General features: G+C 33.0%; 24 protein-coding genes. 6 read left to right on the forward strand and 18 right to left on the reverse strand.

Annotated features, from left to right (window positions below):
* Window positions 1–61 precede the first annotated feature (61 nt).
* Together glmM and RM697_RS02430 are read left to right on the forward strand one after the other, a co-directional pair.
* Window positions 62–1,450 (forward strand): phosphoglucosamine mutase, encoded by a 1,389-nt coding sequence (glmM, locus tag RM697_RS02425; protein ID WP_311426252.1) that lies wholly within the window; start codon window positions 62–64, stop codon window positions 1,448–1,450.
* Window positions 1,451–1,462: 12 nt separating this feature from the next.
* Window positions 1,463–2,968 (forward strand): aminotransferase class V-fold PLP-dependent enzyme, encoded by a 1,506-nt coding sequence (locus tag RM697_RS02430; protein ID WP_311426253.1) that lies wholly within the window; start codon window positions 1,463–1,465, stop codon window positions 2,966–2,968.
* On the opposite strand, the gene RM697_RS02435 is transcribed toward RM697_RS02430, so the two are convergent.
* The gene (locus tag RM697_RS02435; protein WP_311426254.1) at window positions 2,958–3,860 is read right to left on the reverse strand and encodes a lysophospholipid acyltransferase family protein; all 903 of its coding nucleotides are present in this window, start codon (window positions 3,858–3,860) and stop codon (window positions 2,958–2,960) included. The two genes, RM697_RS02430 and RM697_RS02435, sit on opposite strands and share 11 nt — an antisense overlap.
* 60 nt (window positions 3,861–3,920) lie before the next feature.
* Between RM697_RS02435 and RM697_RS02440 the strand changes: the two genes are divergently transcribed.
* Together RM697_RS02440 and RM697_RS02445 are read left to right on the forward strand one after the other, a co-directional pair.
* Complete coding sequence (locus tag RM697_RS02440) at window positions 3,921–4,571, forward strand: rhomboid family intramembrane serine protease (RefSeq protein WP_311426255.1); 651 nt, start codon at window positions 3,921–3,923, stop codon at window positions 4,569–4,571.
* A 157-nt stretch (window positions 4,572–4,728) separates the two neighbouring features.
* Window positions 4,729–6,222, forward strand: a complete 1,494-nt coding sequence (locus RM697_RS02445; protein ID WP_311426256.1) for a RagB/SusD family nutrient uptake outer membrane protein — start codon at window positions 4,729–4,731, stop codon at window positions 6,220–6,222.
* Window positions 6,223–6,282: 60 nt separating this feature from the next.
* Here the strand turns inward: RM697_RS02445 and RM697_RS02450 are convergent, their stop codons facing one another.
* On the reverse strand, window positions 6,283–7,434 hold the full coding sequence (locus RM697_RS02450; RefSeq protein ID WP_311426257.1) for a redoxin domain-containing protein: 1,152 nt from the start codon (window positions 7,432–7,434) through the stop codon (window positions 6,283–6,285).
* Between the two features lie 105 nt (window positions 7,435–7,539).
* On the opposite strand from RM697_RS02450, the gene mnmE reads away from it, so the two are divergent.
* Complete coding sequence (gene mnmE / locus RM697_RS02455) at window positions 7,540–8,928, forward strand: tRNA uridine-5-carboxymethylaminomethyl(34) synthesis GTPase MnmE (RefSeq protein ID WP_311426258.1); 1,389 nt, start codon at window positions 7,540–7,542, stop codon at window positions 8,926–8,928.
* 3 nt (window positions 8,929–8,931) lie between these two features.
* Here the strand turns inward: mnmE and RM697_RS02460 are convergent, their stop codons facing one another.
* The 3 genes from RM697_RS02460 to RM697_RS02470 are packed head-to-tail and all read right to left on the reverse strand — an operon-like array spanning window position 8,932 to window position 12,476.
* Window positions 8,932–9,321, reverse strand: coding sequence for a hypothetical protein (locus RM697_RS02460; RefSeq protein WP_311426259.1), 390 nt, complete (start codon window positions 9,319–9,321; stop codon window positions 8,932–8,934).
* Between the two features lie 4 nt (window positions 9,322–9,325).
* A complete protein-coding gene (locus RM697_RS02465) occupies window positions 9,326–9,988 on the reverse strand; it encodes an ABC transporter ATP-binding protein (protein WP_311426468.1) in 663 nt (220 codons plus the stop codon).
* 49 nt (window positions 9,989–10,037) lie between these two features.
* Window positions 10,038–12,476: a DUF5916 domain-containing protein gene (locus tag RM697_RS02470; RefSeq protein ID WP_311426260.1), complete on the reverse strand. Its 2,439-nt coding sequence runs from the start codon at window positions 12,474–12,476 to the stop codon at window positions 10,038–10,040.
* A 276-nt stretch (window positions 12,477–12,752) separates the two neighbouring features.
* Between RM697_RS02470 and RM697_RS02475 the strand changes: the two genes are divergently transcribed.
* Entirely contained in the window at window positions 12,753–13,022 is a 270-nt protein-coding gene (locus RM697_RS02475) for a hypothetical protein (RefSeq protein ID WP_311426261.1), read from the forward strand.
* Here RM697_RS02475 and RM697_RS02480 read toward each other — a convergent pair whose 3' ends face one another.
* The 13 genes from RM697_RS02480 to RM697_RS02540 form a co-directional block, all read right to left on the reverse strand.
* The gene (locus RM697_RS02480) at window positions 13,023–13,838 is read right to left on the reverse strand and encodes a DUF4249 family protein (protein WP_311426262.1); all 816 of its coding nucleotides are present in this window, start codon (window positions 13,836–13,838) and stop codon (window positions 13,023–13,025) included. It lies immediately after the preceding gene.
* A gap of 2 nt (window positions 13,839–13,840) precedes the next feature.
* Window positions 13,841–16,216, reverse strand: coding sequence for a TonB-dependent receptor (locus RM697_RS02485; protein ID WP_311426263.1), 2,376 nt, complete (start codon window positions 16,214–16,216; stop codon window positions 13,841–13,843).
* A 50-nt stretch (window positions 16,217–16,266) separates the two neighbouring features.
* The gene (locus RM697_RS02490; RefSeq protein WP_311426264.1) at window positions 16,267–17,202 is read right to left on the reverse strand and encodes a pyridoxal-phosphate dependent enzyme; all 936 of its coding nucleotides are present in this window, start codon (window positions 17,200–17,202) and stop codon (window positions 16,267–16,269) included.
* A gap of 78 nt (window positions 17,203–17,280) precedes the next feature.
* The gene (locus RM697_RS02495) at window positions 17,281–19,500 is read right to left on the reverse strand and encodes an NADP-dependent isocitrate dehydrogenase (RefSeq protein ID WP_311426265.1); all 2,220 of its coding nucleotides are present in this window, start codon (window positions 19,498–19,500) and stop codon (window positions 17,281–17,283) included.
* 804 nt (window positions 19,501–20,304) lie between these two features.
* A complete protein-coding gene (gene rplS / locus RM697_RS02500; protein ID WP_311426266.1) occupies window positions 20,305–20,655 on the reverse strand; it encodes a 50S ribosomal protein L19 in 351 nt (116 codons plus the stop codon).
* Window positions 20,656–20,761: 106 nt separating this feature from the next.
* Window positions 20,762–21,097 carry a hypothetical protein gene (locus tag RM697_RS02505; RefSeq protein ID WP_311426267.1) on the reverse strand — a complete coding sequence of 112 codons (336 nt, stop codon included), beginning with the start codon at window positions 21,095–21,097 and terminating at the stop codon, window positions 20,762–20,764.
* 6 nt (window positions 21,098–21,103) lie between these two features.
* Complete coding sequence (locus tag RM697_RS02510) at window positions 21,104–21,583, reverse strand: GyrI-like domain-containing protein (protein WP_311426268.1); 480 nt, start codon at window positions 21,581–21,583, stop codon at window positions 21,104–21,106.
* Window positions 21,584–21,651: 68 nt separating this feature from the next.
* A complete protein-coding gene (gene trmD, locus RM697_RS02515; protein ID WP_311426269.1) occupies window positions 21,652–22,332 on the reverse strand; it encodes a tRNA (guanosine(37)-N1)-methyltransferase TrmD in 681 nt (226 codons plus the stop codon).
* A 189-nt stretch (window positions 22,333–22,521) separates the two neighbouring features.
* Entirely contained in the window at window positions 22,522–23,340 is an 819-nt protein-coding gene (locus RM697_RS02520; protein ID WP_311426270.1) for a hypothetical protein, read from the reverse strand.
* 115 nt (window positions 23,341–23,455) lie between these two features.
* Entirely contained in the window at window positions 23,456–23,893 is a 438-nt protein-coding gene (locus tag RM697_RS02525; RefSeq protein WP_311426271.1) for a GNAT family N-acetyltransferase, read from the reverse strand.
* A 127-nt stretch (window positions 23,894–24,020) separates the two neighbouring features.
* Complete coding sequence (locus RM697_RS02530) at window positions 24,021–24,509, reverse strand: TlpA family protein disulfide reductase (protein WP_311426272.1); 489 nt, start codon at window positions 24,507–24,509, stop codon at window positions 24,021–24,023.
* Window positions 24,510–24,568: 59 nt separating this feature from the next.
* Window positions 24,569–25,195: a tRNA (guanine-N1)-methyltransferase gene (locus tag RM697_RS02535; protein ID WP_311426273.1), complete on the reverse strand. Its 627-nt coding sequence runs from the start codon at window positions 25,193–25,195 to the stop codon at window positions 24,569–24,571.
* A gap of 135 nt (window positions 25,196–25,330) precedes the next feature.
* A complete protein-coding gene (locus RM697_RS02540; RefSeq protein WP_311426274.1) occupies window positions 25,331–26,779 on the reverse strand; it encodes a glyceraldehyde-3-phosphate dehydrogenase in 1,449 nt (482 codons plus the stop codon).
* Window positions 26,780–26,831: the final 52 nt, after the last annotated feature.

Raw genomic sequence — 26,831 nt, forward strand, 5'->3', positions numbered from 1 at the left:
ATACAAATTCATAATTTATAAACGCTATTCAAATTGTATATTTGCGGAAACAAATTTTAGAATGACTTTAATTAAATCTATATCAGGAATTAGAGGAACAATTGGTGGAAAAGTATCCGAAAATCTTACACCTATTGACGCTGTTAAATTTGCGTCTGCTTATGGTACTTGGCTAAAACAAAGGCGTGAGAAAGAAAATTATCGTGTTGTGGTTGGTAGAGACGCAAGGATTTCTGGAGAAATGATTCAGAATTTAGTAATGAATACCTTAGTTGGTCTAGGAATCCATGTTATTGATTTGGGGCTTTCTACTACACCAACTGTTGAGGTAGCTGTGCCAATGGAACATGCAGATGGAGGGATTATTTTAACTGCGAGTCATAATCCAAAACAATGGAACGCTTTAAAACTGTTAAATGAGAAAGGTGAATTTTTAGATGCAGAAAATGGTGCGAAAATTCTAGAGATTGCAGATAGTGATTCTATGTTGTTTTCTGATGTTGATAGCTTAGGGAAAATTACTAAAAATGAAGCTTACATTGATATGCACATAGATGAAGTACTTAAAATGAATTTGGTTAATAGAAAAGCAATAGAGAATGCTAATTTTAAAGTTGTTGTAGATGGTGTAAACTCAACAGGTGGAATTGCAATACCACTGCTTCTTGATAGATTAGGTGTTCATGGTGTGAAACTTTTTTGTGAACCTAATGGTCATTTTCCTCATAATCCAGAACCTTTAAAAGAACATTTAACAGATTTGTCTGAGGCTGTAGTTAAAGAGCGTGCAGATTTTGGTATTGTTGTAGATCCAGATGTAGATCGTTTAGCTTTTATAGACGAGAATGGTGAAATGTTTGGAGAAGAATATACACTTGTAGCTTGTGCAGATTATGTATTAAGTAAAACTCCAGGTAATACTGTAAGTAATATGAGTTCAACGAGAGCACTTAGAGATATTACAGAAAAACATCATGGACAATACCAAGCTAGCGCAGTAGGAGAGGTGAATGTTGTTAATTTAATGAAAAAGACCAATGCTGTAATAGGAGGTGAAGGTAATGGTGGTATTATCTACCCTGAATTGCATTATGGACGAGACGCTTTAGTTGGTGTGGCTTTATTTTTAAGTTTATTAGCTGAGAAGAAAATGAGTGTAAGTGAACTTAAAGCCTCATATCCTATCTATTATATGAGTAAGAAAAAAATTCAGCTTACTCCACAGTTAGATGTTGATACTATATTAGATACAATGGAGTCTAATTATAATCATGAGAATATATCAACCATTGATGGTGTAAAAATTGATTTTGCTGATAGTTGGGTACATCTAAGAAAAAGTAACACAGAACCTATTATCAGAATATATACAGAAGCACCATCTCAAGAGAGTGCTAATAATTTGGCTGATCGATTTATTGCAGAAATTAAAGCAGTTGCTAATATTTAGTATCTTTAGATAATGATTACTACTCCAAAACATAAGACTAATTCTACAGATTTAGAATCTTATTTTAATCAGTTTCGAAAGCATATTATTGGTATAGATCAAGAGTTTGAATCGCCATTTGGTCTAAAAAAGATTCTTTATACAGATTGGACTGCATCTGGAAGATTATACAGACCCATTGAGGAAAAACTTTGTAATGAGTTTGGACCTTATGTAGCCAATACACATACAGAAACAACAGTTTCTGGAACTGCAATGACTAAAGCGTATCATAAAGCTAAGCATATTATTAAAAACCATGTTCATTGTAATGAAGATGATGTTTTGATAGTTTCAGGAAACGGAATGACTGGAGTTGTAAATAAATTTCAGCGCATTTTAGGTTTAAAAGTTCCAGAAAATATTAGACAATATACTAGTGTTCCTGATGAAATTAAACCTGTAGTATTTGTATCTCATATGGAGCATCATTCTAACCATACATCATGGTTAGAAACTATAGCAAAAGTAGAGGTGATTCCGCCTGGAAAAGAAGGATTATTTAGTCTGGAAAACTTAGAAGAACTTTTGCTTGAATATAAAGATTATACACTCAAAATTGCTTCTGTTATAGGTGGTTCTAATGTTACTGGAATCGAAACTCCATATCACGATATTGCAGAACTGATGCATAAACATGGAGGCGTTTGTTTTGTGGATTTTGCTTGTTCTGCACCTTATGTTAATATTGATATGCATCCAGAAAATGAAGACAGAGCCTTAGATGCTATATTCTTTTCACCTCATAAATTTTTAGGAGGTCCTGGAACATGTGGCGTTCTTATTTTTAATAAGAAACTTTATAAGAATATGATTCCTGATTGTCCTGGAGGTGGTACAGTGAGTTGGACTAATCCTTGGGGAGAACACAAGTACATAGATAATATTGAAGATCGTGAAGATGGTGGTACACCAGGTTTTTTACAAACGATTAAAACAGCTCTAGCCATTAAACTAAAAGAGCAAATGGGAGTAAAAAAAATGTTAGAGCGTGAACATCAAATCCTAAATACGATTTTTAAGGCCTTAGAGCCTGTTAAAAATTTGCATATTCTTGCAGAACAGCATAAAGAGAGATTGGGAGTTATATCGTTTTATATTGATGAATTGCATTATAATTTAGGTGTAAAACTTCTCAATGATCGTTTCGGGATTCAAACGAGAGGTGGTTGTAGTTGTGCAGGTACTTATGGTCATTATTTATTGCATGTAGATTATGAAACTTCTCACGAACTTACTAATGAGATAACCATTGGTGACTTAGTGAGAAAACCTGGTTGGATTAGACTTTCAATTCATCCTACAACCACTAATGCAGAAGTAAAATTTATTTGTAATAGTTTGGTAGCATTATCAAAACATCATAAAACTTGGGCTAATGACTATAGATATGTAGGCGAGTCTAACGAGTTTATTCACAATAATGTAGTAGATAATTGCACAGAAGATTTGCTTTTAAAGCAATGGTTTACGTTTTAAGTTTATGCCCATATTCTTCATATAAATCTTTGTGTTTCCAACGTTTGTGAGTCCAGAGGTAATATTCTGGAGCTTCATTAATTTGGTCTTCAACAAGTTTTAAAAATAAATCTGTGATTTCATAATCTTTAAAATCATTAGGGTTTTCTGCTAAGGTTTTAAATGTGGTTCTGTAATAACCACGTTTTAAACGCTCAACACCAAAGAATACAACAGCCATATCTAGTTTTTTAGCAATCATTTCTGCACCAGTGTGTACAGGAACTTTTATACCCATAAACTCTTGCCAATGAAATGCCGTTTGTGGTTTGGGTGTTTGATCAGAAACAAAACCATTAATGGTTAATTCACCCTTTGATTTAGATGATTTTAAAATCGGAATCGTTTCTTTGGTAACAATGAGATGGCTATTGTAACGAGCACGAATGCGCTTAACTAAACGATCAAAGTACTTATTTGCAAGTCGTTTATAAACTGCATACCCTTTTGATTTTACATACGTTTGTAGAATAAAAATCCATTCCCAGCTACCATAATGAGCACACATTAATATAATACTCTTATTGTTATTTTCTATCCTCTGAATTTCTTCAACATTAGAAAAAGTAAAGCGCTTTTTCATCTCTTTTTCAGAGATTGTCATAGATTTAATGGCTTCAACCATCATATCACATAAGTGATGATAAAAAGCTTTAGTTATTCGTTTTAATTCATCATCATTCTTATTAGGAAACACTAATTTTAAGTTAGAAATAACTACTTTTTTTCTGTATCCAAAAACTCGATAAATAAGTAAGTAAACAACATCTGAAAAAGCGTATAGTAGCCTAAATGGTAATATAGATATTAACCACAAAAAAGGATACGTAATAAGATATACTAAAAGCTGCATTAAATCATTAATTTTGCAGGAGCAAATATATGTTTTATTTGACTGAAAGTTTTATAGATTATGATGGATTTAAGTTTAGCTACTATTGTTATTATTGCTGCAAATGTTATAATAACATATAAAGCATTGGGAGATTATAGTTTTTTTGAACGTTATAAATTTAATGTCGGAAGTATAAGAAGAGGCGAACAAATACGTATGTTTAGCTCTGGGTTTTTACATGTTAATACCATGCACTTGGTCTTTAACATGTTTACTTTATTCTTTTTTGCAGATGTGGTTATCGATGCTTTAGGAACTTTAAACTTTATTATCGTCTATATAATCAGTTTAATCTTAGGGAATTTACTATCACTTTACTTTCATAAAGATGAGTATTATTACAGTGCTGTTGGAGCTAGTGGTGCTGTTACAGGAATTTTGTATGCTGCTATTCTTATCAGACCAGATATGAGTTTATATATGTTTTTTGTTCCTGTACCAATACCAGCATATTTATTCGGAATAGGCTATTTATTATATTCTATATATGGTATGAAAAAGCAAATAGGAAATATTGGACACGATGCACATTTTGGTGGCGCTATTGGTGGCTATGTGGTTACACTATTATTATTACCTCAACTCATAGAAACGAACTTACTTATGGTATTACTTTTAGCTGTTCCAATTATTATTTTATTTGTTATGCATAAAACAGGTAAGTTATAATAGCATAATTAATCATAATATTTTAATGGACTTAACTTGTTTTTTTTAAAGTATTACACTATTATTTTGGACGTATTCACTTCAGGATTTTAACATTTAATTATAATTTTAACGCAACCTTTTTTTCATTCTAGCATCTTAAAAGAAAAAGAAAGCTATGAAAAAGAAAAACAATTTAGTGGTAATTGCATTATTAGTATTACTAGTAGGATGCAGTGATTCAATCGACATTAGACAGCCTGGTCGTTTAGATGCAGAAAATGCGTTTAGCACAGTGACTGATTTACAATTAGGATTATTAGGTGTTTACGATCAATGGGATTTAACTCCTGAGATATCTTTATCCGCAAACTTTTGTGATGAGGTTTCAATAGGATTTGATAGTGGAGGACAAGGATTAGCACTCTATGATTTTGTACTTAATGCTGCAAGTGATGCAGCACGAGATTTTTGGGTAAGAAATTACAGGGTTAATAATAGAGCAACGTTGTTAATTGAAGCTGCAGCAAATATTACACCTGAGGCTAATGAGCAAAATCAATTTAATAGTATTTTATCTCAAGCTCACGCTATTAGAGCATATGCTAATTTAGAATTACTAACGTATTTTAGTCCAGATCCAACCAACGATAATGCTCCAGGAACTCCAGTAATTGATTTTATTCCAGGTTTAGACATAACTCCTAGCAGAAATACAACAGGTGAACTTTGGGATTATATTAATTCTGATTTAAACTTAGCATCTACTTTAAGTACTGAACAATCTAATACAACATTTATATCTAGAGATGCTATAACTGCTATACGTGCTAGAGCTGCTATTACAAGAGGAGACTATGATACTGGTGCTACTTTAGCTTCTCAGTTGCTTGCTAGTTATCCTTTAGCAAATACAACTCAATATCAACTAATGTTTTTAGATGCTGATAATACTGAAGTTATTTTAAAATTAGAGCGAACCCAAAATGACAATTATGATGGACAAGTAAATACTGGCTCTGTTGCTACTGGAGGAGGTTGGGCTGGTTCGGTGTTTGCTTTTGTAGATGCTACTATAACTGGTGGACCTTATTTTGAAATGGATAGGTCTTTATTTAATGCTTTAGATCCTAATGATATTCGTTATACTGTTAACGTAGCACCAACATCAATTATAAATCCTAATTACAATACAGATCCCGATCCTGTAAATACTGATGTTATTGTAATCCAAAAATATCAAGGCTCTGAAGGGCAACCGCTTATGAATGATCTTAAAGTGTTTAGATCTTCTGAAATGTTATTAATTTTAGCAGAAGCTAGAGCAGCACAAAATAATCTTACGGCTGCAGCTTCATTGATAGATCAGCTAAGAGATGCTCGTTTTGGGTCTGACCAACCAACACCTTCCTATGGATCTCAAGCTGAAGCTTTTGGTGCAATATTAGACGAACGTCGTATAGAGTTGTGCTTTGAAGGACATCGTTACAAAGATTTAAAACGATTAGGCGTTTCTGGAAATAGAGAAATTTCTAGAGATCTAACAGATTGTAATAATCAAAGTGGTGCTTGTACGCTGTCAGCCAATGATTACAGGTTTACTTTACCGATACCAATTATAGAGATTAATGCTAATCCTGGTATTGGCACAGAACAAAATCCTGGTTATTAACGTATAGTTATAAAAAAGAGCTTCTCTATTAAAGAAGCTCTTTTAAATTTTTTTTTACATCTAGTTTAGTAACTCTGCAATTTTAGTCTCTAAAGCAGGTCCTCTAAGGTTTTTTGCTACAATTGTTCCGTTCTCGTCTAATATATAGGTTGCAGGTATAGAAGAAATGTTATATAGCTTAGCAACTGGGTCATTAAAATATTGCAGATTAGAAACATGTTTCCATGTAAGTTTATCGTCTTGTATAGCTTTTAACCAACGTTCTTTTTGTCCTGGTCTATCTAAGGAAACACCAATAATTTCTAATCCCTTATCATGGTATTTGTTGTAAACTTTTACCACATTAGGATTTTCTCTACGACATGGACCACACCAAGATGCCCAAAAATCTATAATGGTAACTTTTCCTTTTGCATCATTGAGAGCTAATTGGTTTCCATTGGTATCAGGAGCAGTAAATGTAGGAGCAGGTTTACCAATATTAAGAGCTTCGTTACGTTTAAGCGTTTCAACTATGGCAGTCACTTTTTGGTTTAATGCCTTTCCTTTAAATGAATTCTTTAATTCATCGTCTAAGTTATTATAACTCTGCATAAACCTATCAGGATTTAAATCTCTCGAGGCAGTTTGACGATCTAATAAAATTAAGGAAACAATACTGTTAGGATGTTCATCTATAAACTTATAACCCATTTCTTTTAAGTCTAAGTCTTTTTTAGTCATCTCAGCTGTTAACTCTTTTACCTTAGAATCATCCTTTTTTTGTTTCGCTAACCTTATTCGGTTATTTAAATTAACCAAGTCTTTTTTAGCATCTTGATAATCTAAATTAAATTGATTAAACAATACTGTTGATCCGGATCCCTTTAATTCAGAATTAGCAATATTAGTTTTGTTAACATCAATAATAACATCATCACCATTGTCTAATATTAACTGCTTTGTTCCTATAACATTGTCTACAGTTATAAAATGCATATTTGGGTCTTCTAATTTACCTTCAAAAACAAATTTTTCGTTCATAACAATTGCAGTATCCATAGGAATTTGCCTACCTCTAGCATCAGCAACTTTTAAATAAGCTCTTATACCATTATAAACACCTGGAGCATTTCCTGTAATTAAATAACCATCTCTGGTAGGTTTATTAGATTCAGTTTTGCATGAGCTAACTAATAGTGCAAGGATAAAAAGTATACTTAAATTCTTCATAACAAATAATTTTATTTGAGTTGATGCAAATATAAAAAGTTATCCTACAAAAGAGAATAGCTTTAACACTTATAACTTGTACTTTTGTATAATTAAATTTGAATAATGATTCCTAATGATACCATAGTGGCTTTGGCTACACCATCTGGAGCAGGAGCTATAGCAGTAATACGTTTGTCTGGTCTTGATGCGATTACGATAGCATCTGGCGTTTTTAAATCTGTAAGCAAAAAAGTATTATCAGAGCAGAAAACTCATACTATTCATCTTGGACATATTGTTGATGGTAAGCGTGAAATAGATGAAGTTCTAGTATCTGTGTTTAATAATCCTAATTCTTATACTGGTGAAAATGTGGTTGAGATTTCATGTCATGGATCTTTATACATCCAACAAGAAATTATTCAGTTATTATTACGAGAAGGTTGTAGAATGGCCAATGCAGGTGAGTTTACACTTCGTGCTTTTTTAAATGGCAAATTAGATTTATCTCAGGCCGAAGCTGTTGCAGATTTAATTTCTAGTGATAATGAAGCATCTCACCAAATTGCAATGCAGCAAATGCGTGGTGGTTTTTCTACAGAAATTGCCAAACTTAGGCAAGAACTTATGAATTTTGCGAGTTTAATAGAATTGGAACTAGATTTTGCTGAAGAAGATGTTGAGTTTGCAGATCGTTCAGCATTTAAAGCATTAATTGATAAAATTGTAGTTGTATTAAAGCGATTAATCGATTCTTTTGCTGTTGGTAATGTTATTAAAAACGGAATACCTGTAGCTATAGTTGGTGAACCTAATGTTGGCAAATCTACCTTGCTTAATGCTCTACTAAATGAAGATCGCGCCATAGTCTCTGAAATTGCGGGAACAACTAGAGATACAATTGAAGATGAAATCTCTTTAGGAGGTATAGGTTTTAGATTTATAGATACAGCAGGAATTAGAGAAACTAAAGATGTTGTTGAGAGTATTGGTATAAAAAAGACCTTTGAAAAAATTGAGCAGTCTCAAGTCACCATGTATTTGTTTGATGCTGAAAAAAATATTAATAACCTTGAAACTGTTAGAGTTGAGATTGAAAAGATAAGAAATAAATATCCTCAGAAGCCACTATTGGTCATTGCAAATAAGATCGATACGCTTGATGACATTCAGTTAACCGAGATTAATAATACTATTGTTGAAGTATTATTATTATCGGCTAAAACAGGTTTTGGTGTAGAACAATTGACCAATTCACTCCTAAATCTCATAAATACTGGTGCACTTCGAAACAACGAAACTATTATCACCAATACACGTCATTATGATGCCTTATTAAAGGCCTTTGAAGAAATCCAAAAAGTAAAGCATGGACTAGAAACTGGGCTTTCAGGTGACTTGTTAGCAATTGATATCCGACAAGCCTTGTATCATTTTGGTGAGATCACAGGTGAGATTACTAACGATGACCTTCTTGGCAATATCTTTACTAATTTCTGCATTGGAAAATAAATTCTATTTTTTTAAATAAGCCACACCTTTTTCAACCCTTAATTTCTGATTGGCTTTTTTTGCAGCTAACTTGTATTCAAAAGTATACGAAGAGTCAGTAGTCGTTAAAATTTTAAAGTGTATTGCTTCTTGTTCAAACATAGATTTCGGATTTATCTTTCTCTGTATAAACTCACAATCATTAATCCAACGAATAGAGGCGGAGTCTACTTTGCCATTAAAGTAATCGATGTTTAAATTTTCGGTTCGGGTAAATGTACCTTTTGTTTCAACGCCATCAATAGTATAGGTAAAGTAGAAAGTACCAGTTTTGTAGTCTTTACAGTCTCGTTCAATAGTATAACAGCTAGTAAAGCCAAAAAAGAGTATAAGTAATAGTTCGATTCTTATCATAATGTTAAGCTACAATTATTCCATCTTTCATCACTAATTTACGATCTGCCATATCTGCTAATTCTTTATTATGAGTAACGATGATAAAGGTTTGACCAAACTCATCTCTAAGTTTAAAAAACAATTGATGTAATTGTTCAGCAGATTCACTATCTAAATTACCTGACGGCTCATCTGCAAAGATTAGGTTTGGGTTATTTATAAGTGCTCTTGCAACAGCAACACGTTGTTGTTCGCCACCAGATAGTTCACTAGGTTTGTGATGAATTCTATCGTTGAGACCTAAATATGTTAATAATTCTTTGGCTCTTTTTTCAGCCTCCTGTTTTGGAGTTTTATTTATAAATGCAGGAATGCAAACATTCTCTAATGCAGAAAACTCAGGTAATAACTGATGAAACTGAAAAATAAATCCGATATTTTGATTCCTAAATTTTGCTAAGGCTTTATCCTCTAAATCCTTTATAGATTTAGAGTTGATTATGAGTTCGGTATCTGTTTTATAATCTGGTTTATCAAGCGTGCCAAGTATTTGAAGTAATGTAGTTTTACCTGCTCCAGAAGCACCAACAATAGAGATGATTTCGCTTTCAGAAATTGAAAGGTTCACACCTTTTAAAACCTTAAGATCATCATAAGATTTTATAATATTGGTTGCTGAAATTATCGTATAACTCATCAGCTGTGAAAATACTACTTAAACTATAAATGAACAATTACGATGAAGGTTTATTTTTCTTAAAAAAAGATTTCATACCATTGAAATCAATGAAATACTGCAAACGTATAGAAAACGTATTTTGCATTGGCTGTCTAAATAGTAAATCTAAACTATCTGAAAATCCGTCTTCTGCATTTTCATCAAAATTAAAAAGCTGATTTCTGTATAAAAACGTCAAGAAACTCCCTTGTGCAAACTGCCAAGAATAGCTTAAATCTATATTCCACGTACTAAAATTAATATTAGGATTGCCTCCAACATTATCAACGGTAAATCCTTCGGCAGTGGTAAGCCTTCCATTATCTAGTAAGGTATATAGTTCATAATCGTAATTAACTGTGTCCCAATAATGCCTGAAGGTGAGTCCTAGTGTATGAAAAGGATTGAAGGTATAATTAGCAGAAATACTATTAGTAACAATTTGTCGATTACGCTCACCTAATATCGGTTGGTCATCTACTGCAGTTGCGTAACCTCTGTCTCCATTTCTGTGGTTAAATGAAATTCCGTAAACCATTAGTAATTTGTCAGATACTCGTACTCTTGGTTCTATATTAAAATCGTAAGTAAATAGATCGCGACCATCTTCAAATAGAGCACCAATATTGGCTCTTATATCAATAGCAAATATCCTGTTGTAATTGGTAGAAACCCAGCCACCTGTACTTATAAAATTTTCAAAAATAAATGGACGACCATCTCTAGACTCAAAGAAATCGTATTGCTTACCAGGCTCAATGTTTAATCTAAAGCCATAAGCATCTAACTTTTTTGTAAATGCTCTGTAACCACCTCCTAAATTGAAACGCGAATAAGTATCTGGTTTTACTAAGCGTCTGTAATTGGTAAAGAAATTAATTCTGTAACTATTTAATTTACCTGAAGGTTCAAATGTTTGGTAAGATAAATCCATGCCAAAATCGTTACGATTGTTCCTAAAATTAAGCCCAAGATCATTGATTTCGTATTTAGTATCGGCAAACCGATGATCAAAACTATAACGGAAGTTACCAGCAACTTTTCCCACAAACATAAAACTGCTAAACCCAGTTTCACTGTCTTGACTTTGGTAGTTTACATTACTCATTCTAAGCTCAGTATCGAACCTAAAAGTGTTTTTTTTGTTTACTAGATTGGCTACAATAGCTGTGGCATTTCCATCTCTAAATTCGCCTTCTCTTAGCACATTAGTATTAATTAAGCTTATAGCAGAATTGCCACCAAACTGTTTATCTACTACTAAAATATTATAGTTTGTAAAGGGTTCTACCACTTCTCTGCGACTTTCACCACTATCAGTATTAGTGACAGTAGCAAAGGTTTTTTCGGTAATAGCATTAAAAATGCCAAGTCCCCAACCATTTTTTGTTCTACCAGATACTTTTAAAGCGTTTAAGACCTTAACCACATTGGGTACATTGGCTTCTTCGTTTTCGGCCAAATTCAATTCTCCAGTTGGAGCGCTACCAACGCGTCTTGAAAAGAATAAACCACCTTTTGAAAATAGATCAACACCTTCTGTAAAAAATTGTCGCTGCTCTGAGAAGGTCTGCTCAAAAGGACCAAGATTGAGTACTACATTATCGAAACCAGCTTGACTGAAATCAGGAACAAGTGTAGCGTCTAATGTAAAATTATCGGTAATACCATATTTTACATCCATACCAAAAGTAAGGTCAGTTTTCGTTTCACCATCAAAATTGTTAAGTATACCTGTGGTAAAGGGATAGAGGTTAAGTCGTATAGGTGGTTTTAAACCTTCTAATCCATGAAGCTCTCCATGGTATAAGCCAAAATTACCTTTCGTTGGATCAATTGGGTTCCAAGTGTACTGTGATCGGTCTCGTCTAAATTGTCTACTAAACTGCAATCCCCAAATTGGGTTTTCCTCATCTGCAAACCTTAATGTTCTGTAGGGTATTTCCATTTCAACCGTCCAACCATCGTCATTTATTTTAACAGCACTTCGCCAAACGGCATTCCAACTAAAGTCTTCTCCTATACTAGGATTTGCAATAGCATCTGCTTGCTGTCCCGAACTAAACACAAAAAAATTAGTATCGTTTTGAGCATCATTATTTGGGTTAATAATTACAGAGAAAAAATCGGTCTGCCCAAAATTGTCACGGTTTATCAATTGCTTCATTATCAGTTCTGGGTCGTCGTAAAGATAAGCAGCAACATAAATAGCTTTATCATCAAAAGTTATTCTCACTTCAGTTCGCTTATCCTGAGGAGCTGTTGTCCCAATTTCTGGTCTAAACTGTACAAAGTCGGTTGCAATTTCGGCATTTTGCCAAGCGACATCATTTAAAACACCATCTATTTTAGGTGCTACTTTTGTACGCTTTGTTTGAAGTATTTTCTTATTCTGAGCAAAAGACGAGCTTAGGAAACTGAATAAGAACAAAAGGAAAATTAAGCGGATTTTCATTATTTGACTTATGTTATGCAGCGCTATTGGTATGAAATCTTTGTTAAAAGACTAGGTTAAACATTTATGCAAAGCTAAACTTAGCATATTCTTATTTTCCTAAATTAACGTTAAAAAGAAGCCAAGAAAAGCAGTAATAAATTTTTAAATAGAAGTGGTTTCAAAATTAATAAGTGAACGTTCGTCTTAAACTAATTATGTATTATAAAAACATATAATTAATAGTGTCTTTAAAAATTGGCACTTTTTTTGCTTTAAAATAGAAAACGAAACCTTTTGAATTTAAAACATAAATATAGAAATCTAACGCTTAGTATACTATTTGATCTTATTGGGTTAATACCTTTTATAGATTTTATTTGGGCTCCAATATCTGCCTATTTAATGATACGATTATATAAAGGCGACTCAGGTAAAATTGCTGGTGTATTTGCATTTATAGAAGAAATTATTCCTGGTACAGATTTCATACCATCATTTACTATTATGTGGATTTATACCTACGTTTTTAAAAGAGTAGATAATAATAGTATAGTAGAAGTATAGTTACAGCACAGTATAAATATACTCATCAACTTCAGACACTCTAAAATAACCAAACGGAAAATTATCTGAGTTGGTTTGGTTAACACAGTTTCCTCTTACTGTAGCTGGTTGTGTTTCAAAAGGTCCACCACCTTCTTCACCATTTTGTTGCAGTAGAATAAACATAAATTCATAAAAACGTTCTGAAATACCATAATTTCGGATGGTAACTATATCTCCTGTTTCTAAATCTTCTTCAGTGTAAAATCCGAATATTTGGTTTCCATTAGTAAATTCATCATTATAAACTTCTAAATCCGGAATAGCAGGAATATCATTAATAAATTCAAAGAAATAATAATTCTCCTCATTTACTGGATCTGTATAAAAGGCTTTTAGTTCAGTCTCTTCTCCTGTGAAACCTCCTTCGTCATTTTGCTCCACAAAATCTATCGATACTACAGATTTAAGTGTTTCTGTAGCTGTATAAGTTTCACCTTCATAGGTAACAACAAGTGTGTAAATACCATTAATTTCCGGAATAAAATTAGTGTTGTTATACAAACCAGAGACACCATCTTCTATAAAACTGAATGTATTATTATTAGCATCAGTTATAATAACTGTAGCTCCATTTGCAGGAGGAATTTCATCAGCAAGATATGGTGCTGATAAAGATAACTTTATCTGTTGCTCGTTTCCTGAGGTACCTTTAAACCAATTAATTGAAGCATCAATAACTAAACGAGGAGGAGCAGTATTTAAATCTACTGCGATCTCATCCTCACAGGACAATAATAGACATGTAGTTAGAATAAGTATTACATATTTTTTCATAACTAAAATTTAAAGTTATACGATACAGAAGGAACAATGCCAAAAATAGCAGTTCTAATCGCTTCGTTTCTTGCTGTCATTCTATTTTCTCTAAAGGTTATTGAGGCTGCATTTCTTCTATTATAAATATTATAAATACTAAAAACCCATTGACCTTTCCATCGTTTTGTACTATCTGGTTTTGGGTTGTAAGTTGCTGAGATATCTAATCTATGGTAAGCTGGCAATCTACTAGTATTTCTAGAATCGAAGCTAGGAATGCTAATACCATTAAATTGGTATTGACCATTCGGAAATGTAGTTGGTAATCCGGTTTGAAACAGAAAATTACTACCGAAAGACCATTTTTCATTGAGCTCGTAACTTGTGGTCACTGAGACATCATGTGTTTTATCAAAAGGTGTATTGTACCATTTGCCTTTATTAATACCTGTTTCTAGAGGTGTTCTTCCTTCTGTTTGTTGTTCAGATTTTGAGAGCGTGTAAGCAATCCAACCTTTAAAATCACCTTCATTTTTTCTAAACAAAAGTTCTAAGCCATAAGCTCTTGCTCTTCCATTTAAGATAATTTGCTCTATGGCATTATTAGCAATAAGATCTGCACCATCTATATAATCTATCCGGTTTTGTATAGTTTTATAAAAGGCTTCAACTTCAAGAGAATAATCGTTATCATTTATAGTTTTAAAGTAGCCGACAGCAAACTGATCTAGTAGTTGGGGTTTTGCGTATCTACCACTTGGTGTCCAAACATCTAAAGGAGTTGGAGAGCTTGTATTTGATAGCAAATGCAAGTACTGCGTCATCCTGTTATAACTAGCCTTTAAAGAGCTTTCATTATTTAATTGATACGCGAGAGAAAACCTTGGTTCAATATTAAAAAAAGACTCAATAACATCACTACGCTTAAAGCTTTCCGTACCTATAGGATCTGCTTTTTCATAAATTTGCAGATCTTCATTAAATAGGAGAGGATTATCATTGGTATATACATTGAGTTCATCTTGTCCTAACCTCAAAAAGGAACTAAATCTTACGCCATAACCAAGAGCTAACTTGTCTGTAATTTGATGCTCTGCATCAATATATACAGCATTTTCAAAAGCATACTTGTCAATAAGTTTAAATGTGTTAATACCAGAGCTTTCTGTCGTTGGTTCTATTTCTCCAGGATTAAACTTATAGTAAATACTATTTATACCATATTCTAGTTTAAACCCATCTTTGATGTAATGTTTGAAGTCGTATTTTAAATTAAAATTTCTGATTCCAGAAGTCCAATCAAACTCTACGAAATTTAGTTTTAAATCATAATCGTAGTCAGAATATATTAGCGATAAGTTAGAAAATAACTTATCAGAGAATAAATGATTCCATCTAAAGTTCAATACAGCATTACCATACTCATTTTCAAAACTATCTGCAATTTGAAAAACATCTCTTCCAAAATAACCAGATAAGTAAATACTATTGTTAGTATTTATTCTATAACTCAATTTAGTATTAAGGTCATAGAAATAGGCTTTACTATCAATATCAAATAGTGGAAGAAATAAATGCGCATAACTACTTCGTCCACCAAGTAAAAACGAACCTCTATTTTTTTCAATAGGACCTTCTAGTAATAATCTACTGGCTACAATACCAATACCACCATTCATATGAAATTCCTTACTATTACCTTCCTTTTGATATATGTCTAATACAGAAGATATACGTCCTCCATACTTAGCAGGAATTCCTCCTTTATATAACTTAATATCCTTTATTGCATCTGGATTAAACACGGAAAAGAACCCAAATAAATGCGATGAGTTAAAAATAGTAGCTTCATCTAGCAAGATAAGATTCTGATCTGCTGCGCCACCACGTACATTAAAACCAGAAGAGCCTTCACCAGCATTTGTAACTCCCGGCAAAAGTGTAATTGATTTAATAATATCTACTTCTCCTAAAACCACAGGCATTTGCTTAATGGTTTTTATAGATAAAGAATTAAGACTCATTTGAGGCTTTCTAATATTAAGCTTTTCAACATCTTTGGTAATTACAACTTCGTCTAAGCTCTCTGATGATTCACGCAATTGAAAATTGAGCGTTTTACCTGAGTTTAATTCTATGGTTTGAGATGTGGTCTGATATCCTAAATAACTCAGTTGTACTTTGTAGGTACCTTCACTCAAAGTAATAGAGTAGAAACCGTATTCATTTGTGGCTGTACCAGTTTGTAACTCTGGAAATAATATAGTAACACCAATTAAAGTTTCGTTACTTTCAGAATCCGTTACAATTCCACTCAAGGTAAATTTCTCTTGAGAAAACGTTAAATTAAGAGTTATAAGAAGACAGAAAAATAGTCCTTTTTGTATGCGATTCATTATGCAAAAATAAGGATAAGTTGTAAGACGATTTTTACTTTAACACTTTCTTAAAACGGAAGCTTTGCTAAATCTACATTACCACCAGAAATGACTATACCTACTTTTTTACCCTTGACTAATAACTTACTTTTTATAGTAGCAGCTACTGTAACTGCACTAGAAGGTTCTATAATTATTTTCATACGCTCCCAAACGAGTTGCATCGCCTCGATGATATCCTCTTCAGTTACTCTTATAATAGAAGACACATGCTCTTTTATAATCGGAAAATTCTTATCGCCAAGTTGCGTTTTTAAGCCATCAGCTATGGTATTAGTTGTATCGTTAGTTTCAATTTTGCCTGAAATTAAAGAACGATAGGCATCATCAGCTTCAAACGGTTCAGCACCATAAACTAAACAACCGTTTTGATGAGAATTTACTGCTAAACAGGTTCCTGCAATAAGGCCACCTCCACCAACAGGACAAAAAATAGCATCTAAATTAGCATGCTTGTTGAGTAACTCAAAAGCTGCTGTGCCCTGACCAATTATTACATTGGTGTTATTTGATGGATGAATAAAGGTTGCTCCTGTTTTATCAACAATGTCTTGAGCCGTTTTTTCTCTAGCCTCTAAGGTTGGTTCGCATAAAATAATATCACCTTCGTATTGTTTTACAGCTTCCATTTTTACTTGAGGTGCAGAGGTTGGCATAACGATATAGGCTCTAATACCAATGGATTTAGCTGCTAAGGATAAGGCTTGCGCAAAGTTTCCTGATGAATGCGTAACGACACCTTTAGACTTTTGTTCTTCTGAAAGATTTAAAATAGCATTTGTAGCACCACGAATTTTATACGATCCTGCGCGTTGAAAGTTCTCACATTTAAAAAATAGCTCAGCTCCAACAATATCATTGATAAGGGAAGAGCTTAGAACTGGTGTATGATGAATGTAATTAGTAATTGCCTTATGGCAATTAGCAACTAAGTTAGTTTTCATAGGCTAAAGATACTATACACAACAAAAACAAAAAAGACTACCAAAAAAGGTAGTCTTTTTTTAAAAGTTTTAGATCGTCTATTGTATTGTAGCTAAAATAGTATTCAACGTTTCATTAGGTCTCATGGCAGAATCTGCCAAGTTATCAGTTGGTTCGTAATAACCTCCAATACTCATGGCAACTCCTTGGATATCGTTTAACTCAGAAACAATTTTTGATTCGTTATTTGATAATGCTTCAGATACTGAAGAAAAACGTGCTTTCAATTCAGCATCTTTATTTTGCTTAGCTAATTCTTCAGCCCAATACATGGCTAAATAAAAATGACTACCACGATTATCTAGTTCTTTGACTTTACGAGATGGTCCTTTTTTGTTTTCGAGTAATCGTTCAGTAGCTTCGTCTAAAGCTTCACCAATTACTCTAGCTTTTTCATTGTTATTTACATCTGCATAGTGATCTAAAGACACTGCTAAGGCTAAGAATTCGCCTAAAGAGTCCCAACGTAAGTGGTTTTCTTTTTCAAACTGTTGTACATGCTTAGGAGCAGAACCTCCAGCACCTGTTTCAAATAAACCACCACCATTCATTAATGGCACAATGGATAGCATTTTTGCAGAAGTACCTAATTCTAAAATAGGGAAGAGGTCTGTTAAATAATCACGCAATACATTACCAGAAACTGAGATCGTATCTTTACCGTCTTTAACACGAGCTAAAGTAAACTCAGTAGCTTTGATAGGTGATAAAATTCTAATATCTAAACCAGACGTATCATGGTCTTTTAAATAGGTATTTACTTTTTTAATCAATTCGGCATCGTGAGCTCTGTTTTCATTTAACCAAAATACTGCTGGCCAACCTGTTGCTTTTGCCCTTGTGATTGCTAATTTCACCCAATCTTGTATTGGTGCATCTTTAACTTGACACATACGCCAAATATCTCCTTTTTCTACAGTATGCTCAGTTAAGATAGTTCCGATTGCATCTACAACTTGCACAGTTCCATCAGAAACAATTTCAAAAGTTTTGTCATGAGAGCCATACTCTTCCGCTTTTTGAGCCATTAAACCAACATTAGGTACAGTTCCCATTGTTGTAGGATCAAAGGCACCATGCTTTTTACAAAAGTTAAAGGTAGCAGTATAGATTCCTGCATAACTACTATCAGGAATTACAGCTTTTGTTTCTTGCAATTGTCCATCTTTATTCCACATCATACCAGAGGTGCGAATCATAGCTGGCATTGAAGCATCAATAATTACATCACTAGGAACATGAAGGTTAGTGATACCTTTATCACTATTAACCATAGCTAAATCTGGACCCTGATCTAGAGCTTGAATAATATCGTACTGAATCTCCTGACGCTTTGCTTCAGGTAATTCTTCTAGGTTACTTAATAAGTTACCAAAACCATTATTAACATCAACACCAATCTTTTCAAAAGTATCATTATGCTTCGTAAATACATCTGCAAAATAAGTGCGTACAGCATGCCCAAAAATAATAGGATCACTCACTTTCATCATCGTTGCTTTCATGTGTAATGAAAACAAAATGCCTTGATCTTTGGCATCTTTAATTTGTTCTTCTAAAAACGTAAGAAGTGCTTTTTTACTCATTACAGTAGCATCAATAACTTCTGCTTCTAAAAGTGCAATACCTCCTTTTAAAGTTGATGTATTACCATTCTTATCTGTATGTAAAATGTTTACACTTGTAGCAGATGGTATGGTAACTGATTGTTCGTTGTGCGCAAAATCACCATGAGACATTGTTGCTACATGAGATTTAGAATCACTACTCCAAGCTCCCATGGAGTGTGGATTCTTTTTTGCATAATTTTTTACAGCTTTTGGTGCACGACGATCAGAGTTACCTTCTCTAAGAACAGGATTAACAGCACTTCCTTTAATTTTATCGTAGCGCGCTTTTAGAGTTTTATCTTCTTCAGTCTCAAGGTCATCTGGATAATCTGGTAAAGCATAACCCTTAGCTTGTAATTCTTTAATGGCAGCTTTAAGTTGAGGAATGGAAGCACTAATATTAGGAAGTTTTATAACATTAGCTTCTGGTTGTTTAACAAGCTCTCCCAATTGTGCTAAGGCATCTTCTACCTTTTGATCATCATTTAAATAATCTGAGAAGTTTGCCAAAATTCTAGCAGCTAAAGAAATATCTTTTGTATCAATTTCTATACCTGATGGCTCTACAAAAGCTTTTACAATGGGTAAAAAAGAACGTGTAGCTAAAGCTGGTGCTTCATCAGTGATAGTGTATATAATCTTTGACATTGATTGAAATTTAGTGTAATTAAATTAAGCGAATATTTAAATGCTTATTCGGCTTATTTTTGAGAGTGCAAATATACAAAATATTCGGACTTTTTTTTATGCTGATATGATGCAACAACACAATCACTTAATGGGAATATACAAAAACAAAAAGCCATCTCACAGTAGCAAAACTACGTTGACATGGCTTCTTTTGAAATGTTCTGCATAAACCTATTTAATGTTACCACTAAATTCAGCTGATTGCTCTTACGAGCCTCGTCCTTTTCAGTTTAAGTTCACAATTTCAACGAAACGGTTCTTAACTTTCAAAATGTATTGACTTGTTAATACTAAGCTTCAGTTTTGGATTATTTTTTTTGATCTCTTGTCGCTTATCCTTCGCTTGCGCGTTAAACTCACTTCAAGACATTGCTCTATTGTGTTCAAGTTCACTTTCGATTCCTTTACTTGTCTAGAACTTTTCACTTTTTCCGTTTTGCCTACTTGCGCATGCATCACTTTCAAAGTGTCATGATCTGTTAACTACACATGCATACACATGCTGTCTTCAAACCTCAAAAAACAATACCTATAAAGAACGTTACTTTATTCACAATTTAACATAAATTCAAGATTAATCTCAAAACCAAACACTGTTTGTTGTTAATTGTTCAGCTAATATATAACTAGGTTACATATTTCCAAATTTTTTCACTGTATAGATATTCACAACTTTTAAACTGAACTTATTAACATTTGTTAATAAAGAAAGCCTTAGATGTCTCTAAGGCTTTGATTGTTTCAAAAAACAAACGGTTTTGTTTATTTTCTAACTTCTTTAATTCTTGCTTTCTTACCAGTAAGACCTCTAAAGTAGAAGATTCTTGCTCTACGCACTTTACCTTTTTTGTTCACCTCAATTTTTTGAAGTGCAGGTAAGTTTACTGGGAAAATACGTTCTACACCAACAGTTCCAGACATTTTACGAATTGTAAAAGTTTCAGAACTTCCTGTTCCTTTACGTTGTAATACTACACCTTTAAAGAACTGTGTACGTGTTTTGTTTCCTTCCTTAATTTCGTAATACACTGTAACAGTATCACCTGCTCCAAATTCCGGAAAATCTTTTCGTGTTACGAACTCGTCTTGTACAAATTTTACTAAAGAATTCATTTTGTTGTTTTAAAATGGTTCTTATCGAATCAACATTCACGTATCTCGTCAGAGGTTAATCCGAAATTGGCTGCAAAGATAGTTAAAAAGTTAATATTGAAAAGTTTTAGATATTATTATTTTCATGTTTTAAATCTTTAACAGCGAATAAAAAGAAACCGATAGTAAAAACAAAAAAAGAAATAGTGTTTAGATATGTTATTATAATCTGATTTTTAAAAAATTCTTCATCACTTGGATGATCTAAAATTAAAGGACCAATTTGGGATAAGATAATTGATAATAAAGTTAACAAGGTACCTACTAATATAATTTTGGCTCCAATTGATTTTTTATATTTTATAATTATAATAATACTAGCTGCAATTACTAATAACTGAAATATAAATATAGCAATACCAGTAATGGTATAATGAAAAGTTAGATTTTCAATATTTTCCATATGAAATTATATTTTTATTGGTATATAAACTTTTTCCTCTGAATCTGGATGATTTCTTTTATAGGCTTCACCAAGCACATTAAAATGTGGTCTGTGGTCTAATTGGTAGTTAGATTGTGGTAACCATTCGCTAAGTATATAGCGCATAAGCCTTCCGAAATCCTTAGGTAAACCTTTGTACAAAAATACAGCATACAAGCCTTCATCTATAACTAAGGTATTTATGTGGTTTGGAATCTTGTCTGTATTAGACACTTCTAAGGTTGCCCATTTGGTAAAGGTGTTTTTAGGACTAAATGCTTTAAAATGTGTGTTGTTGTAAAGCATTACTTCATAAATATCCTCACTTATAGCATTGACTATCTGTTTTCGTTTTGGCATAAATCCAGAAAACAACTCAAAAGTTTTATTCTCTTGTAATGACATCTCTACAGAATGGCCTACGAGTACTTTTTTAGAAACCTGTTCTATTTTTGGTGTTTGCATTACTATTTTGTGTGTTGAAGCGTTTAAGTGTTTTTCAAATTTATTTTCCGTTAGCCATTAATTTTTAATCATTCATCATTTAGCAGGTCTGGTCGTCGTTCTTTAGTACGCTTATAGGCTTGCTCTTCGCGCCATTTTTCTATTTCTGGGAAATTACCACTAAACAAAACTTCTGGAACTTTCATGCCATCATATTCTCGTGGTTTGGTGTATATTGGTGGAGCTAACAAACCATCTTGAAACGAATCGGTTAGGGCAGAAGTCTCGTTACCTAATACACCAGGAATTAAACGGATTACTGCATCACACAAAACAGCAGCTCCAAGCTCGCCACCAGATAACACATAATCGCCAATAGAAATTTCTTTAGTAATAAACTTATCTCGCACACGTTGGTCTACACCTTTATAATGACCACAGAGTACTATAATATTTTCTTTTAAAGAGATATGATTAGCAATACCTTGGTTTAGAGTCTCACCATCTGGTGTCATATAAATAATCTCATCATAGTTACGCTCTGCTTGGAGTTTACTAATGCATTTATCTATGGGTTCTATCATCATTACCATACCAGCTCCTCCACCAAATTGGGTATCGTCAATGGCTTTGTAGCCACCAGTTGCATAGTCTCTAAGATTATGAAAATTTACTTGTACCAAACCAGCTTCTATAGCACGTTTTAATATGGATGCCTCAAACGGACTTTTAAGCAATTCTGGTAACACGGTTATAATATCTATACGCATACTGCAAAGATGCGATTAATCTGTTTAATTGAAAAGCGAAGATTTTGAGAGGTTTCGTTAACGTGTTCGTGTATGGCTCGTTGTGGAAAATCAGCTATGATTTCCCTCCGTAACTGAAAGATAATTAATAAGATTGAATTTCCGAGAGGAAATTCAGCCGCAATTAATTATACACGGTGTTGGCAAACGTTATTCTTTTTTGTTTTCTATTGCAATAATCATTAGCGCCTCTAATGTATATCTACGATAGAATTTCATAAACGCCATAAAAAATATATATGAACAAAGGCTAATTATCAAATAATGGTATGCAAATATGAATTCATTTTGTTCAAAGAGTTGTAGATAAACTAAATACCAAAAGATTATAACGCAAATAAAAGTCAAAGAGCGAAGAAAACCATAAAGAACAACATAGTTTACCATTTTGAATTGATGGCTTTTGGTATGTTCAAATGCATAATGATGCAGTATTCTGAAAAAGTCATAATCATTTATGCTTTCAGGTAAATTATTCGACTCATCTTCAGGAATTAGTTCCGTAAGTATTTTACTGCTTTTTGTTTTTATTCCGTGAATTAGAAAATCATCCAAATGTTGAACGTAGAGGTTCTTAAAATTAAATAATTGTCCTAACAATAAGTCTAAAATGGACACAGGAAGAATACTAATAAATATTCCAATTCTCTTAATTGTTATGGTTTTAAAACTAAATTTTTTATGAATTTTTAAAAGATATTTAGAAGGATAATCGTACATCCAATTTCCATATCGTTCAACGAGAATCGATGAAAGGAAGTTTATTAAATGTCCAACAGCATAACTGATAATTATAAAGAACAAATAGTTCTGAATACTCACATTATCAGAACCTACCACATTATTAAAATCCCAAGCATATTCAGATGAATCTAAATTCGAGAAGAATAACATCAGATATATTAATGTTGCTCCAGGTATAAAATAGCCAAGAAAATCATAAAGCGAAAATGGGTTTTGTCTAATCATAAGTTATTCTTAATGTTTGCTAATGCAAAGATAAAGACTGTTTTAATAGCCTTTATCAGCTGTTAACGAAGTTAGTATATTTAATACTTAAAGACAATACGTAACTTTACGTATATTATGCTGTACTCCAAAAAAAGTGCAAATCGGTATCTTTTACAAAACCTAAGCGTTGGTAGAGCTGTTGCGCAGGATTATCAACTGCCGTTTGTATGGCTAAGCCTTTTTGTTTTTCTTGTCTACATAAGTCTTTTGCAGCAGTAATTAAGGCTTCTCCAATGCCTTGATTACGATAGTTTGAGTCTATAAACAAATCGTTAAGTAAATACATAGGTTGCATAGACACTGAGGAAAATAATGGATACAGTTGCGTAAAACCTACAGCCTTTTCAGCTTTATATGCCAAGAAAATGACAGAGTCATTTTTACTAAGTCGTTGGTTTAAAAAGGCTTTAGTTGCTGTTAGATTAGAGGTTTGTTTATAAAATATTCTGTAGCCATCAAATAATGGAGCAAAATCATCTAAATCGTTTTTGGTGGCTTGCCGAATGGTCATGATGTATTATGTTTTTTAGAGACTGATTAGCTAAGTAGTTCTCGACTGCGCTCGAACAGACATTTTATATAATGATAGTTTTGCTTCTTAACTACGCTTTAACTGACATTCCTAGCAAGGACAAAAGTTAATAAGCTTCAATGAGTTCTTTTATAACTTCTGCAGTAAGCTCGTAACCCTCTAAATGAGGCCAACCTTCCCAAACGACAATACCTTTTGGGTTTATGATAACACAATGTGGTATGCCTTGTACTTTGTATTGACGTTCTAAGCGTTCTTTGGTATCAATAGCGCTGTAATACTCCATTTTGGGAGTTTTCATTTTATTAATGGTAGCTTCAGTTTCGTCACTAAGACCAATAACAACCAAATGGTCTTTAAATTCTTTTTGGTACGCATTAAGTTCTGGGATAGCTTTTTTGCAAGGACCACACCATGTTGCCCAAAAATCGATAAGTACAAATTTACCTTCGGTTTTTGGTGCCTCTGTTAACCATTGTTCAACAATAAGTTTTGGTGCTTCTTCACCCAAAAAGGATTTTGCCCAAAGTTGTTTTTTTTGTGCAAAACTCATCATGGTAATTAAACCAATAACTAGCGTAAATACGTATTTCATTTTAAAAGGATTAAGATATAGCACTTTTTTGCTAGAATTTATATTAAGTTTATTATGAATTAAGTATTTCCTTTTTGCTTGTTAATTTCATCCTGTAATTGACGTCTTACTTTTTGCTCACGCTCTAAGGCGGTTTTTCTGTGTTCATCAAATTCTTCTTCTACTTCAGCTAGTTTATGATTAGCTTTTCTAGTAATAGCATTACTATTTTTAAATTTATAGATAAAAAAAAGGAGTAGAGCTAGTAATCCTCCAATGATAGACCACATAATAATATTGTAGTTGGTTTTGCTGGTTTGCATACCTAACAATGCCATATTGTTTTTTTCGTCGTTTGTAGCATTTAAATTAGACTGTGTACTGCTTAAATTATGTTTAAGGTCTTCAATTTCTTTAGCTTGTGAACTAACAACGGTTTTAGTATCGCTTAAATTTTTCTTTAATGTATTTATGGTGTCGTTAGTATGCGCTTTTAACCTTAAAAACATGTTGCGTTGCACAGCTTCGTAAGCAGCGCCATTGGTACCTTTAAAGTTTCCAGATTTTCTTAGAACATACTCAAACTTATCATCAATGGTACCATCGTTAATAGTTTGTTTAGGCTCTTGGGTTGGTGTTTGTTGGGCATTGCTAAAATGAAAACTTATGCAAATGATAGCAAGAATACACAGTTTAAGTGATTTCATCTAGGGTTATATTTAGTTGATTAAATTTTGAACAATATAAGAATTTATCTCCTTTAATTTTTAAACAAATAGCCTCACTTATTAAGAGAGGCTATTCTTATATACGGTAAACGTTTTTGTTTAGATGTTATAAATCTAGTAATACGTATAGCGTCTTACTTTAGAGATATATTTGGCAAGCCTGATCACTTGATGGCTATAACCATACTCATTATCATACCAAATGTAAAGCACAGCATTTTTACCATCTGCTCTTACTAAGGTAGCTTTACTATCGTAGATAGCAGGAGCAGAGCTTCCAACAATATCACTTGAGACAAGCTCATCGCTCATTTCGTATTTAATTTGCTCAACCAAATCACCTTCTAAAGCGTATTTTTTCATCACAGAATTAATACTATCTACAGAGGCTTTGTTTTCTAATTCTAAATTTAAAATGGCTAGAGATCCATTAGGCACAGGAACTCTGATAGCATTGGAGGTTAGTTTTCCTTCAAATGATGGTAACGCTTTGCTTACTGCTTTACCAGCACCAGTTTCTGTAATCACCATATTTAATCCAGCAGCACGTCCACGTCTGTATTTTTTATGGAAGTTATCCACTAAATTTTGATCATTAGTGTATGCATGAATAGTCTCTAAATGACCACTTTTTACACCATAAGAATCTTCCATTACTTTTAGGATTGGTGTAATGGCATTTGTTGTACAAGATGCAGCTGAAAACATATTAATGTCATCAGGATTGTTTTCTAAATGATTAACACCATGAACAATATTAGGGACACCTTTTCCTGGTGCTGTTAATAAGACTTTGTCTGCACCTTTAGATTGTAGATGTCTATTAAGTGCTTCATCGTCTCTAAAAGCACCAGTATTATCTATTACCAAGGCATTGTTTATGCCATAAGCTGTGTAATCTATATCTTCAGGCGCATTAGCTGAAATAATATTAACTGTTGTTCCATTAATGAGTAATGCCGAATTTTTAGCGTCAGCGACAACTGTACCAGAGAAATCACCATGAACAGAATCGTTACGTAATAATGATGCACGTTTTTCTAAAACAGTTTGGTTAATATCTCCACGAGTTACAATAGCTCTTAGACGTAATTGATTGCCTTTACCAGTTCTGGTCATTAACTCTCGTGCTACTAAACGTCCTATACGACCAAAACCATAAAGAACAACATCTTTTGGTTTTATACTTCCGTTTTTATTGGCATCGATAAGTTTGTCTGCTACAAAAGCTGTAGCATTGTTATAATTACCATCTTCTAGATGATACTCGTAGGTAAGTTTACCAATATCTAATTTTGATGGCGGAAAATCTAAATCATTAATAGCCTTTGCAAGTTCTACTGAATCAAAAATTGAAATTGGTTTTTGTACAAACTCACCTGCATATTCATGCAGATTAAGAATATCACTAACTGTTCTATCAATCAACTGATTTCTAAACAGGACCAATTCAATAGATTTGTCGTACCAAAGGTCGCTTACTATTCTAATAAATTCTACTGTTGCTTTTCTTCGATCTGCCTGAAAAGCGAGTTCTTTTTCGTAAGTTCCGTTAAGACTCATTTTAAAGTGTTTTGTGTTGTGTTGTTCTGACCAAGTCAGGTTTAAAATTTGC

The sequence above is a fragment of the Microcosmobacter mediterraneus genome (assembly GCF_031846265.1).
In the GTDB taxonomy this organism is placed as follows: Bacteria; Bacteroidota; Bacteroidia; order Flavobacteriales; family Flavobacteriaceae; genus Microcosmobacter; species Microcosmobacter mediterraneus.